Origin of the sequence: Micromonospora sp. SD12, from assembly GCF_052068495.1 — a bacterium.
GTDB classification, from domain to species: domain Bacteria; phylum Actinomycetota; class Actinomycetes; order Mycobacteriales; family Micromonosporaceae; genus Micromonospora; species Micromonospora echinofusca.
Map to the genome: position 1 here is coordinate 241,588 of NZ_JBQHDF010000003.1, position 16,138 is coordinate 257,725.

General features: G+C 77.3%; 13 protein-coding genes. 7 read left to right on the forward strand and 6 right to left on the reverse strand.

Features of this window, described 5'->3' with window-relative positions:
- Nucleotides 1-12: 12 nt before the first annotated feature.
- From ACTMS2_RS08065 to ACTMS2_RS08080, 4 genes are all read right to left on the reverse strand, one after another.
- Nucleotides 13-3,483 (reverse strand): error-prone DNA polymerase, encoded by a 3,471-nt coding sequence (locus tag ACTMS2_RS08065; RefSeq protein ID WP_441174853.1) that lies wholly within the window; start codon nt 3,481-3,483, stop codon nt 13-15.
- A gap of 219 nt (nt 3,484-3,702) precedes the next feature.
- Nucleotides 3,703-5,265: a DNA polymerase Y family protein gene (locus tag ACTMS2_RS08070; protein WP_441174854.1), complete on the reverse strand. Its 1,563-nt coding sequence runs from the start codon at nt 5,263-5,265 to the stop codon at nt 3,703-3,705.
- A 103-nt stretch (nt 5,266-5,368) separates the two neighbouring features.
- Entirely contained in the window at nt 5,369-6,166 is a 798-nt protein-coding gene (locus ACTMS2_RS08075) for a hypothetical protein (protein ID WP_441174855.1), read from the reverse strand.
- A 90-nt stretch (nt 6,167-6,256) separates the two neighbouring features.
- On the reverse strand, nt 6,257-6,706 hold the full coding sequence (locus ACTMS2_RS08080; RefSeq protein WP_441174856.1) for an SAV_6107 family HEPN domain-containing protein: 450 nt from the start codon (nt 6,704-6,706) through the stop codon (nt 6,257-6,259).
- Nucleotides 6,707-7,285: 579 nt separating this feature from the next.
- Between ACTMS2_RS08080 and ACTMS2_RS08085 the strand changes: the two genes are divergently transcribed.
- From ACTMS2_RS08085 to ACTMS2_RS08110, 6 genes are all read left to right on the forward strand, one after another.
- Nucleotides 7,286-7,774 (forward strand): YbaK/EbsC family protein, encoded by a 489-nt coding sequence (locus tag ACTMS2_RS08085; RefSeq protein ID WP_441174857.1) that lies wholly within the window; start codon nt 7,286-7,288, stop codon nt 7,772-7,774.
- Between the two features lie 72 nt (nt 7,775-7,846).
- Nucleotides 7,847-8,605, forward strand: coding sequence for a monooxygenase (locus ACTMS2_RS08090; protein ID WP_441174858.1), 759 nt, complete (start codon nt 7,847-7,849; stop codon nt 8,603-8,605).
- Entirely contained in the window at nt 8,602-9,177 is a 576-nt protein-coding gene (locus ACTMS2_RS08095; protein WP_441174859.1) for a GNAT family N-acetyltransferase, read from the forward strand. The genes ACTMS2_RS08090 and ACTMS2_RS08095 overlap by 4 nt, the downstream gene beginning before the upstream one ends.
- Nucleotides 9,174-10,109 carry a carotenoid biosynthesis protein gene (locus tag ACTMS2_RS08100; protein ID WP_441174860.1) on the forward strand — a complete coding sequence of 312 codons (936 nt, stop codon included), beginning with the start codon at nt 9,174-9,176 and terminating at the stop codon, nt 10,107-10,109. The genes ACTMS2_RS08095 and ACTMS2_RS08100 overlap by 4 nt, the downstream gene beginning before the upstream one ends.
- Nucleotides 10,106-11,233, forward strand: a complete 1,128-nt coding sequence (locus ACTMS2_RS08105; RefSeq protein WP_363622219.1) for a glycosyltransferase — start codon at nt 10,106-10,108, stop codon at nt 11,231-11,233. The genes ACTMS2_RS08100 and ACTMS2_RS08105 overlap by 4 nt, the downstream gene beginning before the upstream one ends.
- A gap of 11 nt (nt 11,234-11,244) precedes the next feature.
- Complete coding sequence (locus tag ACTMS2_RS08110) at nt 11,245-12,732, forward strand: phytoene desaturase family protein (protein WP_441174861.1); 1,488 nt, start codon at nt 11,245-11,247, stop codon at nt 12,730-12,732.
- A gap of 66 nt (nt 12,733-12,798) precedes the next feature.
- Here ACTMS2_RS08110 and ACTMS2_RS08115 read toward each other — a convergent pair whose 3' ends face one another.
- Nucleotides 12,799-13,488: a CDP-alcohol phosphatidyltransferase family protein gene (locus tag ACTMS2_RS08115; protein ID WP_441174862.1), complete on the reverse strand. Its 690-nt coding sequence runs from the start codon at nt 13,486-13,488 to the stop codon at nt 12,799-12,801.
- Nucleotides 13,489-13,531: 43 nt separating this feature from the next.
- Nucleotides 13,532-14,449: a methylenetetrahydrofolate reductase [NAD(P)H] gene (gene metF / locus ACTMS2_RS08120; protein WP_363904987.1), complete on the reverse strand. Its 918-nt coding sequence runs from the start codon at nt 14,447-14,449 to the stop codon at nt 13,532-13,534.
- A 271-nt stretch (nt 14,450-14,720) separates the two neighbouring features.
- On the opposite strand from metF, the gene ACTMS2_RS08125 reads away from it, so the two are divergent.
- Nucleotides 14,721-16,136, forward strand: a complete 1,416-nt coding sequence (locus ACTMS2_RS08125) for a helix-turn-helix domain-containing protein (RefSeq protein WP_441174863.1) — start codon at nt 14,721-14,723, stop codon at nt 16,134-16,136.
- Nucleotides 16,137-16,138 lie beyond the last annotated feature (2 nt).

Sequence of the window (16,138 nt, forward strand, 5' to 3'; positions counted from 1 at the left end):
GGATCACTGCCGTCAGCGGAAGTCGCGCGAGGCCGGACTGACCGGGGGCTCGATCGCGTCCAGCCGGTCGGCGGTGAGGTTGATCACTCCCTCGTGCCGTTGCAGCCGCCCCCGCACCACCAGCGCGGCGCTCGTGCGGGCCACCCGCCGGTAGCGCTGCCACAGGCCCGGGGAGCAGGTGACGTTGAGCATCCCCGTCTCGTCCTCCAGGTTGAGGAAGGTGACCCCGCCGGCGGTCGCCGGCCGCTGCCGGTGGGTGACGATCCCGCCGACCCGGATGCGCCGACCCGGCTTCACCCGACCGAGCCGGGCGATCGGCACCGCGCCGAGGGCGTCGAGCCGGGGCCGGATGAAGCTCACCGGGTGGCTCTCCGGCGACAGCCCGGTCGCCCAGACGTCGGCGACCAGCCGCTCCACCGCCTCCATCCCGGGCAGGGTCGGCGCGGTCGCGCCGGTCACCGTGCCCGGCAGCCGGCCCGGCCGGTCCTGGGCCGCCGCGCCGGCGCCCCAGAGGGCCTCCCGCCGGGACAGCCCGAAACAGGCGAAGGCATCCGCGGTGGCCAGCGCCTCCAGCTGCGCGGCGGACAGCCCGGCCCGCCGGGCCAGGTCCGGCATGTCGCGGTACGGCCCGCGCGCCGTCCGTTCCGCCTCGATCCGCTCGGCCACCCCGTCGCCGAGGGTACGCACGCCGGAGAGCCCGAGCCGGACGGCGGGCCCGTTCAGCCCCCAGGCGTGCGGCGGCTCCCCCGGCGCGCTGCCCCACCGGGTCTGCGGGGTGGACTCCAGCACCGCCAGGGCGCCGCTGGCGTTGATGTCCGGCCGGCGCACCTCCACCCCGTGCCGGCGGGCGTCGTCGACGAGGGTCTGCGGCGAGTAGAAGCCCATCGGCTGGGCGTTGAGCAGCGCGGCCAGGAAGGGCCCCGGGTGGTAGCGCTTGAGCCAGGAGCTGGCGTAGACCAGGTAGGCGAAGCTCATCGCGTGGCTCTCCGGGAAGCCGTAGCTGGCGAACGCGGAGAGCTTGCGGTAGACGTCGTCGGCCAGCTCGCCGGTGATGCCCCGCTCGGCCATGCCGGCGTAGAGCCGGTCGGCGACGCGGGCCATCCGCTCGGCGGAACGCTTGGCGCCCATGGCGCGGCGCAGCTGGTCGGCCCCCGCCGCGTCGAAGCCGGCCAGGTCGATGGCGAGCTGCATGAGCTGCTCCTGGAACAGCGGCACGCCGAGGGTCTTCTCCAGCGCGTTGCGCATCAGCGGGTGCGGGTAGGTCACCGCCTCCTGGCCGTTCTTGCGCCGGATGTACGGGTGCACCGAGCCGCCCTGGATCGGGCCGGGCCGGATCAGCGCCACCTCGACCACCAGGTCGTAGAACTCGCGGGGCTTCAGCCGGGGCAGGGTGGCCATCTGGGCACGGCTCTCCACCTGGAACACCCCCACCGAGTCGGCCCGGCAGAGCATGTCGTAGACCTCGGGGTCGTCCAGCGTCATGTCGCCGAGGTCCAGGCTCATGCCGATCATGTCGTAGCCGTAGTGCAGCGCGGAGAGCATGCCGAGCCCGAGCAGGTCGAACTTGACCAGGCCGACGGCGGCGCAGTCGTCCTTGTCCCACTGGAGCACGCTGCGGCCCGGCATCCGCCCCCACTCCACCGGGCACACCTCGATCACCGGCCGGTCGCAGATCACCATGCCGCCGGAGTGGATGCCCAGGTGCCGGGGGAACGTCTGCAACTCGTTGGCGTACGCGACCACCTGCTCGGGGATGTCCGCCACGTCGACGGACGCCACGGAGCCCCAGCGGTCGATCTGCTTGCTCCAGGCGTCCTGCTGGCCGGGCGAGAACCCGAACGCCTTGGCCACGTCGCGCACCGCCGAGCGGGGCCGGTAGGAGATGACGTTGGCGACCTGCGCGGTGTGCTCCCGGCCGTAGCGGGCGTAGACGTGCTGGATCACCTCCTCGCGGCGGTCGGACTCGATGTCGACGTCGATGTCCGGCGGACCGTCGCGCTCCGGGGCGAGGAAGCGCTCGAAGAGCAGCCGGTGCCGGACGGCGTCCACGTTGGTGATCCGCAGCGCGTAGCAGACCGCCGAGTTGGCCGCCGAGCCCCGCCCCTGGCAGTAGATGTCCTGCTCACGGCAGAACGTGACGATGTCGTAGACCACCAGGAAGTAGCCGGGGAAGCCCAGCTCCTCGATCATGTTCAGCTCGTGTTCGAGCTGCGCGTACGCCCTCGGGTGCGCCTCGGGCGGGCCGTAGCGCTCGCGGGCGCCGGCGTGGGTCAGGTGGCGCAGCCAGCTCATCTCGGTGTGCCCGGGCGGCACCGGGTACGCCGGCAGCCGCGGCGCGACGAGCTGGAGGTCGAAGGCGAGCTCGGCGCCGAACTCGGCGGCCCGTGCCACCGCGCCGGGGTACGCGGCGAACCGGGCCGCCATCTCGGCGCCGCCGCGCAGGTGGGCGGTGCCGGCGGCGGGCAGCCAGCCGTCGATCTCGTCCAGGCTGCGCCGGGCCCGTACGGCGGCGACGGTGGTGGCCAGCCGACGCCGGCCCGGGGTGGCGTAGTGCACGTTGTTGGTGGCCACCGTGGGCAGCCCGGCCGTCGCCGCCAGCTCGGCGAGCGCGTCGTTGCGGTCGGCGTCGACCGGATGCCCGTGGTCGGTCAGCTCGACCGCCACCGTCTCCGCGCCGAACAGGGCGGTCAGCCGGCCCAGCTCGCGGGCCGCCGCGTCCACCCCCTCGGTGAGCAGCACCGCCGGCACGTGCCCCTTGCGGCAGCCGGTCAGCACCAGCACGTGGTCGCGCAGCTCGGCGGCGACCTCCTCCAGCCCGCCGTAGACCGGGCGGCCCTTCTCCCCGCCGCGCAGCTGGGCACGGGCGATGGTCGACGCCAGCCGGGCGTACCCCTCGTGGCCGTGGGCGAGCAGCAGCAGGTGCCGACCGAGCGGGTCGGGCTCGCCGTTCTGCGGGCCGGGCAGGTCCAGGGAGAGTTCGGCGCCGAAGACGGTCGGCAGGTGCAGCGCGCGGGCCGCCTCGGCGAAGCGCACCACCCCGTAGAAGCCGTCGTGGTCGGTGACGGCGAGCGCGGTGAGGCCCAGCCGGGCCGCCTCCTCGGCCAGTTCCTCCGGGTGGCTGGCGCCGTCGAGGAAGCTGAAGTTGGTGTGCGCGTGCAGCTCGGCGTACGGCACCGCGTCGTCGGGGCGGGCCACCTCGGGCGGCCGGTAGTGCTCCCGCCTGCGGCTCCAGGCGGGAGAGTCGCCACCGTCGGCGTCCACGGCCAGCGGGTCGACCACGTGCAGGTGCCGCTCGTCGCGCACCCGGCCGCCCTCCCCGCCGGCCAGCCCCTCCCTCGACGATCCTTCACCCGACCGGTCCGCGCCCGATCCACCCGGGCCCACACCCGACCGGTTCGGGGTTGACCGTCCGGTGCCGGGTTCCCGGCCGGAGAGCAGGCGTTCCAGCTCCGACCAGGGCAGCTTCGGGTTGTGGAAGCTCACCGGAGCCCCTCCGTGCGGACGACCGGAGAGATCTTGGACGATTTCGGCCCCTGGAGGGGCCGGATCTCACCAAGATCCGGCGGTCGGTGGTCGGCGGTCCCACCCGACCGTCGTGCCGGCGGCACACCGCCTCGACCGGACCGCCACGTCGGCAGGGTGCCGGAGCGGCCGGGTCGGCGGGTGCGGGGTGGTCGCCGACCGGTGACCGTGGGCGGGCGCTCAGTCATAGATCGCCTCCACCAGCCACCGGCCGGCCTCGACGGCGAGCAGCAGGGCCGTACCGTCGGCCAGGCAGACCTGGAACCGGGCCCGGCGGCGGGCCTCGGCCGGCACCCACCAGCGCTCGTCGACCGGCCACGGGCCGGCCCACCCGACGATCTCGACCGGCCGGGCGGCGCCCACGGCCAGCCGGGCCGGGTCGGCGCTGACCTGGAGCCGCGCGCTGACCTCGACCGGTGTGCCGGCGGCGTCGTGCACGACCGCCGCGAGCGGATCGGGCAGCACCACGGCCGGCGCGGGCGGCGGCAGCCGGCCCGGCCAGGGCGGCGGGACGGGACGCGCCGGCAGGCGTTCGTCGCCCCACGGCACCAGGCGCACCTGGTCGGCCGGGGAACGCCCGCCACCGAGCACCGCGGTGACGACCGCCTCGGGGCCGAGGATGCCCTGCACCCGGCTCAACGCCCGGTGTGCCCGCTCCCGCTCCTCGCCGGTCTCCCCCCACAGGCCGGGTTGCAGGCCGGCCTGCGCGAGCACTCCGTCCGGGACCAGCCGCAGCCGGATGATGCCCGCCGTCGGGCGGGTCGCTCGGGTGCCGGCCCGGCCGGTGCTGCCGGACAGCCAGCCGTCGAGCTGCCAGCGCACCCGGTCGGCGATGGCCCCGGCGGTGAGCAGCCCGTCGTGCCGCCAGACCCGGTGCAGTTCCTGGCCGTGCGCGGTGACCGCCTCGATGCCGAGCCGGGTGCAGGCCAGCCCGTGCGCGGCGAGCCGGTCGTGCAGCCGTTCGGCCAACGCCCGGGCGGCGAAGGCCGCCGCGTCGACCCGGTCGAGCGGCTCGTCGTGGTCGGCGGTGACCGCGAGGTCGACGGGGGGTCGCCGGACGGCGAGCGGACGGTGGTCGCGCCCGCTCGCCAGCCGGTGGGCCAGCGCGCCGTCGAAGCCGAACCGGGCCAGCACGTCGCCGGCGGGCAGCGCGGCGAAGTCGCCCAGGGTGCGTACGCCGAGCCGGCGCAGCAGGTCGGCCAGGGCCGGGCGGCCGAGCGCCTCGACCGGCAGGTCGGCGAGGAACCCCGGTGTCCCGCCGGGCGGAACGACCCGTCCGTCGCGGGCGGCCAGCCCGGCGGCGAAGACCCCGTCGGCGATGCCGACCTGACTCTCCACCGCGCAGGACTGGGCGACGTGCTCGACGATCCGCTCGGCGGCGGCCTCCTCGCCCCCGAGGTAGCGGCTCGGTCCCCGGGCGGCCACCGCGCACGCGCCGGGGCGCACCACCTCGACGCCGGCGACCAGTTCCTCGACGGCGGCGACCACCGGTTCGAACGCCCGGGCGTCGCGCCCGGGGTCGTACTCGACGGCGGTGAGCTGCGGGCAGCGGCCCTGGGCCTCCCGTCTGCGCAGCCCCCGGCGCACCCCCTCGGCGCGGGCCCGCTCGGAGCAGACGACCACGCGATTGGCGTGCAGTACGGCGACCGGGTCGGTGGCCGGCACCCCGTCGACGATCTCCGCGGCGAGCACCGGCCAGTCCGGGCACCAGAGCAGCAGGGTCCGCGCGGGCGCGGCGGTCACCGGACACCGGCCGGGGTGGGCGCGGTGGTCACGAGACACCGGCCGGGGTGTGCGGTCACGACGGCGCGACCAGGGTGGGCGCGCGCCACCGGGGTGGGCGCGGTCACGACGGCGCGACCAGGGTGAGCGCGGCACGACGGGACGGACCGGTGGGTGTGGCGGCGGCTGGGCCGACCGGGCGCAGCCGGCCGGCGCTCGACCGGCCGGTGGCGGAGACGCCGGCGGGGGGAGCGGAGCGGGGAATGACCCGGGTGAGCCCGTCCCCGGGCAGCCAGACCTTGATCTCCTTCGGACGGGCGGCGGCTCCGCGCCCCCGCGCGGAGACGGTGACCTCGCGGCGGCGCAGCCGGCCCCGCCCCTGCCCGAGCCCCTCCCAGGCGCCCCGGACCACCTGGAGGGTCACGTCCGCGCCGTCCCACCGCCCGTAGGGGACGAGGACGCTGCCGCGCTGCCGGGCCCGGGCGGCCAGCCGGTTGGCGACCGAGGCGGAGACCGCCGTCGGCACGGCGGTGACCACGACGTCCACCCCGTCGATCAGCGCGGCGATGACGGTGGCCCACTCCGGGCCCGGGTGGGGCACCAGGGCGAGCCGGTCCAGGGCGATGCCCAGCTCGGCGGCGGCGCCCGCCCCGAACGTGGGGACCCCGACCACGGCGCACCACGAGCCGGCCCGGGACGCCTCGGCGAGCAGCGCCAGGACCAGCGAGGTGCCGCCGCTGCGCCGGGGTTGGCCGGTGGCGACCGCGATCGTGCTGCCCCGCCGCAGTCCCCGGTTGGGCAGCAGCCCGGTCAGCTCCGGCGCCACCGGCAACACCCGGTGACCACTTGCCGGGTCCGGCGCGCTCGCCGGGCGCACCAGACCGGCCAGTGCGGCGGAACCGACCACCATCCGGCCCGCCATCGGACCTACCCCCCGTCGTGCTGTCGGATCAGACGTGCGTGTGGCGGGACCCGGGCACCCGGTCGCCGCCGGATGGCCCAGGACGCCCGGTCAGGCCGCGAGGCCGTCGAGCGCCGGTTGGTGGGCCACGCCGAGCGCGTCCTCCACGACCGTGACGAACTGCTCGGCGGAGCGCAGCAGGTCGTCGGCCTCCCGGACGGTCACGACCCGTGGGATGCCGGCCTCGGCGGCGGCCCGCTTGCCGGCGCCGAGAGCGAAGAAGCGGGCCCACTCGTCGAGCTCGGGGGCGACGCCGGAGAGCAGGACCCAGACGCTGGTGACCCGGTGCCGTCGGGCGGGGGCGGGACGCGCCCGGGCGGCGAGCACGGCCGCGGCGGCACGGAGCGCGGCCAGGTGGGCGGCCGCGTAACGCAGGCCGTCGGGACGGGTCTGGGCGGCCTCGGCCAGCCCGCGCCGGGCCACCGCGAGAAGCTGGGCGGGGGTGCGGTGCGGCAGCACGTGCGCCGGCACCGTCGGTGCCTGAGCCGGGTTGGTCGGCATGGGACTGTCTCCTCCACGTGGCCGAGGCGCCGCCCCGGAGACGGCCCTGGGCCGCCGGCGGGACGCCGGGTCGAGTGGTGCGGAGGAAGACGCACCAGGGGTGGCCGGCCGGGTGTGGACGCTTCCCCACACCACACCCGGCCGGCGTTACCGGCGGGTTCGTCGCCCGCCGCCCGGGGGTCGTGGGCGGCGGGCGACGCTCCTGCCTGACGGGCCCGGACTCGCGACTGCCCGGGACCCAGGTGCGGCCCGCGGAGCCGCACCGCCCGGAGCCGCGCCGCGAAACACCGCCCCGGGTCTGTTGGAACGAGCGTTCGAGGCAATCGAACACTCGTTCTAACTGCTGCTGACAGTACACCCTCCCTCCGACGAAAATGCAACGTGTGACGCGCGGCCGTCGGTCGACGTCGCGGCAGGTGCCGGGCTCGGGCGTACGCCGCCGTGGCCGTCGCGCGGGGGACCACGGCGGTGGCCTCCGCCGGCGACGACCGTCCCGTCCTCGGGGTCGCCATGGTGCGTGCCCCGGCCACGGCACGGCCGGCTGAGCCGCCGACGCGGGCACCGGGAAGAATGGCCGGTATGCAGCCACACCCGAACGTACGGGCGGTGCAGGACGTGCTCGACGCCGCGGGCGCCCGGGACGCGTCCGGAGCGCCGAGCGTCGTCCGCCTGCTGCCCGACGCGGTGCACACCGCCGCGGCCGCCGCCGAGTCGCTCGGCGTCGGGGTCGGCCAGATCGCCAACTCGCTCGTCTTCGACGCGGACGGCACGCCGCTGCTGGTGCTCACCTCCGGCGCGCACCGGGTGGACACCGCCGCCCTGGCCGCGTCCATCGGGGTCGACCGGCTGCGCCGGGCCACCCCGGAGTTCGTCCGCGCGCACACCGGGCAGGTGATCGGCGGGGTCGCCCCCGTCGGTCACCCGCACCCGCTACGCACGCTGGTCGACACCGCCCTGGGGTCGTACGACGAGATCTGGGCGGCCGGCGGCGTGCCCCGGGCGGTCTTCCCCACCACGTACCCGGAGCTGCTGCGGGTCACCGGCGGCACGCCGACCCCCGTGGCCTGAGCGAGCGGAGCGGACCATGAGGCACAGCAGCGTGGCACCGCGCGCCGCCGTCGAGCGCCGTGAGGCGGCGGCGTGAGCGGACGGAGCGACAGCGGGGCGGACGTCCCGGAGCTGGTCACGCTGCACGTGTGGCGCACCTCCCGCGCCGCGCTGCCCAGGGCGCTCACCCGGATGGCGCTCGACCCCCGCCGGCTGCGCGCGCTGCCCGGCGTACGGTTCGGCAAGCTGCTCGGCACCGGGACCGGCACCGGCTTCGGGCCGGGCGACGCGGACCTCACCCGGTGGGCGGCGCTGACCGTGTGGGACTCCCCCGCCGCCGCGGCCGGCTTCGACGGCTCGCCGGTGGGGCGTGCCTGGGCGCGGATCGCCCACGCGCGCGTCCGGGTCGACCTGCGCCCGCTGAGCAGCCGGGGCGAGTGGTCGGGCCGCCGCCCGTTCGGGGAGCCGCCCGGCGGTCGGGTCACCGGCCCGGTGCTGGCGCTGACCCGGGCCCGGCTGCGGCCCCGGCGGGCGGCCACCTTCTGGCGGGCGATCCCCCCGGTGGCCGCCGCGCTGCACGCCGCGCCCGGCCTGCTGGCCCGCTTCGGCGTCGGCGAGGCCCCACTGGGCTGGCAGGGCACGGTGAGCGTGTGGCGCGATCCGGCGGACCTCGTGGCGTTCGCGTACCGTCACCCGGAGCACCGCGCGGCGATCATGCGGACCCCCACCGAGGGGTGGTACGCGGAGGAACTCTTCGCGCGGTTCGAGGTGCGCGACGTGGTGGGTGACCGGGCGGTGCTGGGGTGGGTCGCGGACGGCGATCCGGGAACGGCGGAGGGTGCACGGGCATGAGGTTGGTGCGGTGGACGCCGGACGATCTCGTCCGACGGCTGGACGACGTGGTGGCCGTCTACGGCGAGGCGATGGGATACCGCCCGGAGCTGCTGGAGGCCCGGCGCGGCTACATCGCCACCCACGTACGCCGGCCCGGCTTCCGCGCCGTCGCCAGCCTCACCAGCGAGGGGCACCTGGCCGGCTTCGGCTACGGCTACCTGGGCGGCTCCGGGCAGTGGTGGCACGACCAGGTATGGCGGGCCCTCGACGCGCCGACCCGGCAGCGCTGGCTGACCCGCTGCTTCGAGGTGGTGGAGCTGCACGTCCGCCCGCCCGCGCAGGGGCACGGCCTGGGCGCGCGGCAGCTGCGGGCCCTGCTCAGCCTGGCGGAGGGGACGACCACGCTGCTCTCCACCCCCGAGGCCGACGAGGCGCGGTCGCGGGCCTGGCGGCTGTACCGCCGGTTCGGCTTCGTCGACGTCCTGCGCGACTTCCACTTCCCCGGCGACGAGCGCCCGTTCGGCGTACTCGGCCGGGACCTGCCGCTGGAGCCGCCGACACCCGCCGCGCCCGCCCGGGGCGCCCCGTGACCCGTCGGCTGTCCTGGGCGCTGCTGGCCGCGCTGGTGCTGGCGCAGATCTGCTACCCGCTGACCGCCGGGCAGACCCGGGCGCGGCTGACCGTCGCCACCGTCGTGCTCGGCTACCTGCTCTCGGTCGGCCACGCGCTGCTCAGCCGGGGCCCGCGTACGGCGGCGGCGCTGGTCGCGGTGGCCACGGGCGGCGGGTTCGCCATCGAGGCGCTCGGCGTGGCCACCGGCTTCCCGTTCGGCAGCTACGACTATTCCGGCGAGTTGGGGCCGAAGCTGGCCGGGGTGCCGCTGATCATCCCGCTGGCCTGGACCTGGATGGCCTGGCCGGCCTGGCTGGCGGCCACCCGGCTGACCGGCGGCGCCGCCAACGGCACCACCGGCAGCGGGCCGGCTGTCGGCAGCGGGCCCGCGACCGGCAGCGGGTCGGCGGTCGGCATCGGGTCGGCGGTCGGCAGCGATGCCGGTGGCCGGCCGGGAGGCTGGTTCCCCGTGCGGCGGATCGCGCTGGCCGCTGTCGGGCTGGCCGCCTGGGACCTCTTCCTCGACCCGCAGATGGTGGCCGAGGGCTACTGGGTCTGGCGGGACGCCACCCCCGCGCTGCCCGGGCTGCCCGGCATCCCGGTGAGCAACTACCTGGGCTGGCTGCTCTTCGCCGTGCTGATGATGAGTGCGCTGCGCCCGCTGGCCGGTCCCGCCGTGGCCACCACCGACGGGCGGGACGCCCCGATGTTCGCGCTCTGGCTGTGGACGTACTTCTCCAGCGTGCTGGCCCACGCGGTCTTCCTCGACCTGCCGGCGTCGGCGCTGTGGGGCGCGGCCGGCATGTCGGTGGCCGCCGTGCCGCTGGCGCTCACGCTGCTGCGCTCGCGCCGCGACGACCGGCACCGGCCCCGCCAGCCGCAGCGCCCCGGCGTCGACGCGACGGCATGACCGCCGTCCTCGCGCTGCTGCTCGGCGTGGCCGCGCTGACCGCGCACACCCTCGTCAACGCCGGCCGCTGGCTGCGCCGCCCGGCAGAGCGGCCGGCGCCGGTCACCGAGACCGTGGCGGTGCTGCTGCCGCTGCGCGACGAGGCCGCGCGGGTCACCCCCTGCCTGCGCGCGCTGCTCGCCCAGCGGGGCGTGCCCCGGCTGCGCGTGGTGGTGCTCGACGACGGCTCGACCGACGGCACCGCGGACGTGGTCCGCGCGGTGGCCGGCGACGACCCCCGGGTCACCCTGCTCGACGGGGTCGCCCCGCCGCCGGGCTGGCTGGGCAAGCCGCACGCCTGCTGGCAGCTGGCCACCCGGGCCGACCCCGCGGCGACCGCGCTGGTCTTCGTCGACGCCGACGTGGTGCTCGCCCCGGACGCGGTCGCGGCGGCCGTCACCGAGTTGCGTGCCGCGCGGGTGACGCTGCTGTCGCCGTACCCCCGGATCCTGGTGGCGACGGCGGCCGACCGGCTGGTCCAGCCGCTGTTGCAGTGGCTGTGGCTGACCTTCCTGCCGCTGCGGGCGATGGAGCGCTCGCGGCGGCCGTCGCTGGCCGCCGCCGGCGGGCAGTTCCTGGTGGTGGACCGGGCCGGCTACGACGCGGCCGGTGGGCACGCCGTGGTGGCCGGGAAGGTCCTGGAGGACGTCGAGCTGGCCCGCGCGGTCAAGCGGGCCGGCGGCCGGATCGCCCTCGCCGACGGCTCGCGGCTGGCCGCCTGCCGGATGTACGAGGACTGGCCGCAGCTGCGCGACGGCTACTCGAAGTCGCTCTGGGCGACCTTCGGCAACCCGGTGGCCGCCGCCGCCGTGGTGGCCCTGCTGCTCCTGCTCTACACCGCTCCCCCGCTGCTGGCGGTCGTCGCCCTGGCCGCCGGCGCGCCGGCGGTGGCCGCCGCGGCCTGCGCCGCCTACCTGCTGGGGGTGGCCGGGCGGGCGGTCAGCGCCCGGGCGACGGGCGGCCGGTGGTGGCCCGACGCGCTGGCACACCCCGTGTCGGTCGTGGTCCTCGGTTGGCTGACCCTGCGGTCGTACCATCTGCGGAAGCGGCGTCGCCTGTCCTGGCGCGGCCGCCCCGTCACCTAGGGAGGCGCGGCATGGCGCGGATCGTGGTCGTCGGCGCCGGCGTGGGAGGGTTGGCCACCGCCGCCCGGCTGGCCGCCACCGGACACCAGGTCACCGTGCTCGAACGCGCGGAGACCGTCGGCGGCAAGCTCGGCCGGTACGTCCACGACACCCCGGCGGGCCCGTTCCACTTCGACACCGGGCCGAGCCTGCTCACCCTGCCCGACGTCTTCCACGACCTGTTCGAGGCGACCGGCGCGAAGCTCGACGAGTACCTGGACCTGAAGCCGGTGGACCCGATCGTGCGGCACGTCTTCCCCGGCCGCGGCCCCGCCCTCGACTCGTGCGCCGACCCGGCCGAGTTCGTGGCCCGCATCGGCGCGGCGTTCGGCGACCGGGCCGCCGCGGACTGGCAGCGGCTGTGGCGCCGGGCGGCGCGGGTGTGGCAGGCGTCGCACCGCGACATCCTGCGTCGCCCGATCGACTCCCCGCTGGACCTGGCCGCGCTGGCCTGGCGGCTGGGCGACCTGGCCGCCATCGGGCCGGGCCGCACGCTGCGCGGGCTGGGTCGACGGCACCTGTCCGACCCCCGGCTGCGGATGCTGCTGGACCGCTACGCCACCTACACGGGCGCCGACCCGCGCCGGGCGCCGGCCGCGCTGGTCGCCGTCCCCTACGCCGAGCTGACCTTCGGCGGCTGGTACCTGCGCGGCGGGCTGGGCACGCTCGCCGACGCGCTGCTGACCCGCTGCCTGGACCTCGGCGTGGTCGTACGGACCGGCGCCACGGTCACCCGCATCGACGCCGCGGGCGGCCGGGTGCACGGCGTACGCCTGCGCGGGGTCGCCGCCCCGGTCCCCGCCGACGTGGTGGTGGCCAACGTCGACGCGCTCACCCTCTACCGGGACCTGCTGCCCAGCCCGCGTCGGCTGACCGGGCTGACCGACCGCAGCCTGGCCGGCTTCGTGCTGCTGCTCGGCGTGACCGGGGACTCCGGGCTCGCCCACCACAACGTGTTCTTCCCCCGCGACTACGACGCCGAGTTCGACGCCGTGTTCGGCCGCCCGGGGCGCGGCGTGCGGGCCCGACCGGCGGCCGATCCCACCGTCTTCGTCACCGTGGCCGACGACCCGGTGGTCCGGCCGGCCGGCCACGAGGCCTGGTTCGTGCTGGTCAACGCCCCCCGGCACGGCACCGCCGCCGGGGCCGTCGACTGGCGCCGGCCCGGCCTCGCCGAGGCGTACGCCGACCGGGTCCTCGACGTGCTGGCCGAGCGCGGCGTCGACGTGCGGGACCGGCTGGCGTTCCGGGAGGTCCGCACCCCGGCCGACCTGGACGACGCGACCGGCGCGCCCGGCGGGTCGATCTACGGCACCGCCGGCGGCCTGCTGCGCCCCGCCAACCGGGGCCCGGCGCACGGGCTGTGGCTGGTCGGCGGCTCCAGCCACCCGGGCGGCGGCCTGCCGATGGTGACGCTCTCCGCCCAGATCGTCGCCGACGAGATCGGCCCCGCCTGGTAGCTACGCGCCGCGTCGACGCCGACGGCCTCCCCACCGCCCCGGACGGATCGGCGCGGGCCGGTGCGGTCAGCCGGCGTCGATCAGGGCGCGGCGGACGGCGGAGAGCAGCTGACCGAGACCGAAGCCGGCCAGCAGCACCCAGACGGCGGTCGCCATGGTGATCGTGCCGGCGGCCAGGTCCGGCTCGATCAGCCCGGTCAGCCCGGCCAGCAGCAGCCCGACCAGGGCCACCGAGACCCGCGTGGGGCGCTCCCCCACGGTCACCGCGCCGAGCTCCCGCATCCCGGCGGCGACCGCCCGGGAGCGGACGTACTCGTGCAACCAGGAGAGCGCGCCGGCGGTCACGACGAGCGCCCCCGGCGCGCCGATCAGCCAGAACGCGGCCAGCCAGGCGACCTCACCGAGCCGGTCGGCCAGCGAGTCGTAGACGTAGCCGAGCCGGGAGGTGCGGTTCGTGGCCACCGCCACCGCCCCGTCGACGCTGTCCGCCACGGCGGCGAGCAGCACGAACAGCGACGCGAGGAAGGGACCGTCCTGCGGCCGTACGGCGAACAGCGGGACGCAGGCGCAGAGCAGCACGCCCACCACGGTGACCGGGGTGGGACCGACCCGCAGCCGGCCCAGCACGAATCCCACGTGGTAGGCGAACCGCAGCCAGGCGCGGACGACCGGGGCCGCCGCCCGGGGGTCGAAGCCCCCGTGCAGCCGTGCCCAGGCCGTGGCGTACTCGTCCCAGTTCAGCTGTGTGCCCACCACGGAACAACCGTCGCACCGTCGCTCAGGTGTCGCGGCAGCGGGGTCACACCCGCGCGCCCACCTGGAGGTTCTGCCAGACCTCGCGGGTGGCGGTGGAGCGGTTGAGGGTGATGAAGTGGATTCCGGGCACGCCCTCGTCGAGCAGCCGCCGGCACATCTCGCTGGCCTGCTCGACACCGAGGCGGCGGACCGCCTCCGGGTCGTCGGCGACCTTCGCGAACCGCTCGGCCAGGGCCGGCGGGAACGGCGCCCCGGAGAGCTGCACCGAGCGCTCGATGGTGCCGATCTGGGTCACCGGCATCACGCCGGCCAGGATCGGGGTGTCGCAGCCGGCGGCGGCGACCCGGTCGCGCAGCCGCAGGTAGTCGTCGGCGTCGAAGAACATCTGCGTGATCGCGAAGTCGGCGCCGGCCCGGCACTTGCGCACGAAGTGCTCCGTGTCGCTGGCCACGTCGGGCGAGCGCGGGTGCTTGTAGGGAAACGCCGCCACCCCGACGCTGAAGTCGCCGGCGTCGCGCACCAGGCGGACCAGGTCCTCGGCGTGCAGCACGCCCTCGGGGTGGCACACCCAGTCGCCGCCCGGGTCGCCCGGCGGGTCTCCCCGCACGGCGAGCACGTTGCGCACGCCGACCCCGGCGAGCCGACCGATGACGTGGCGCAGCTCGGCCACGGAGTGGTTGACCGCGGTCAGGTGGGCCATCGGCAGCAGGGTGGTCTCGGTGGCGATCCGCTCGGTGACGGCCACGGTGGTGTCGCGGGTCGACCCGCCCGCGCCGTAGGTGATCGAGACGAACGACGGGCGCAGCGACTCCAGCTCGCGGATCGCCTGCCACAGCAGCCGCTCGCCCTGCTCGGTCTTGGGCGGGAAGAACTCGAAGGAGAAGGTCGGCTGCCGGTCACGGATCAGCTCCCCGATCGCCGGCTGCGGATTGGGGAGGACCGATGGAAGACCGAGCGCCACGTCACGACTCTAGCGGGCCGGGCCCCGCGTACCGACACCTTCCCACACTGGTGGACACCGGGCCGGGCTCGGCCGGGCGCGGGGATCGGCGGCGTACGGGCGGCGGGGCCGGAAAGCGTCGTACCCACGGAGTAGTCATGTGACTGCGCGGGGTGGGACCGGCCGGAGCCGGGCCCCGGGGGCACGCGCGGGGGTCAGCATCCACCGGTGGCGCACCGGTTCCGTTCCGGGACCTGCGCCGCCGCCGCGCCGACACCCGCCCGGAGGACCGATGACGTCGCCCCCGCCGCCCGGCCCGCAGTTGCTCGGGCCCCTGCTCGCCCAGCTCCGGCTGGCCCGGGGGTGGAGCCAGCTGCGGGTCGCGGCCGAGCTCTGCGCCGCCTCCGGTGTGCCGACCCTCAGCCGGCACGAGGTCTCCCGGTGGGAGCGGCAGCAGCGCGTCCCCGGCGAGTTCTGGCTGGGTTGGCTCGCCGTCGTCCTCGCGGTGCCGGTGGACCTGCTGACCGCCGCAACGGCCCGCACCCGCCGCCTCGCTCCCCCACCGGCCTTCGGCGGGTCCCGGCCCCGGGCGGCGCTGCTGGCCCTGGCCCAGCGCTGGCTGGCCGATCCACGCGCCGCGCTGCTGCCCGGCCCGCCCGCGCGGTCGGCCGGCGCGGGCGACGACGCCGGCCGCCCGGCCGGGCGGGGGCTGCCGGATTCCGGGGCGGCGGCCGGCGGGCGGGTAGGGCCGGTGCGGCTGGCGGAGCTGCGTCGGCTCGACGACCTCGTCGGCGGCGCCGACCTGGCCGGGTTCGGGGCACACCGGTTGGCGCGCGCGGTGCGGGCGCTGTCCGGGTGCGGCCCCGCCGCGCGCCCTCGGCTGCTGCTCGAACTGGCCGAGTCCGCCCAGCTCGCCGGCTGGCTCGCCGCCGACGCCGGGGACGCCGCCGGCGCGCTGCACGCCTACCGGCTGGCGTTGCGCGCCGCCGCGACGGCCGGCGACCCGGCTCTCGCCGGGCACGTGCTCGGCTCGGCCAGCCACCTGCTCAGCGGCGTCGGCGACCCGGAGGGCGCGCTGGTGCTGGCCCGCACCGCGTACGCCGGGGCGCGCCGGTCGGCCGGCCCCGGACTGCGGGCCCTGCTGCTGCACCGGGTGGCCCTGGCCACGGCGCTGGGCGGCCGGGCGGGAGCGGCCCGGCAGGCGCTCGACGCGGCCCGGCGGATGACCGACGCGCCGGAGGCGGGCCGGGAGCCGCCGTGGCTCTACTGGCTCGACGGGACGGAGCTGGCCGCGATGGCCGGGCGCACGCTGGTCGCGCTGGGCCGCCCGCGCGCGGCCGAGGCGCCGCTGCACGCCGTCCGGCGGCGCGGCCCGCGCACCTCGGCGGTCTACGGCGCCTGGCTGGCCCGGGGCTACCTGCAACTCGGCGAGGTGGAGCGGGCCTGCGCGGTGGCCGGCGAGGCGCTGCTCGACGCGGTCCGCGCCGGGTCGCCCCGCGCGCTGGGCCAGCTGGCCGACGTGCGCCGGCGGCTGGCCGGGCACGGCGACGAGCCGGCCGTACGGCGGTACCGGGCGCTCGCCGCGTCGGCGGCCCCGTACCTGCCGCGTCCGGGGCCGCCACCCGGGCCGGCCGGCGGGCGGGCTCCGGCGGGACGTACGGCGCGTCGGCCCCCCGGTGGCGCGACGGGCTCCACGCCGACCGGATAGCG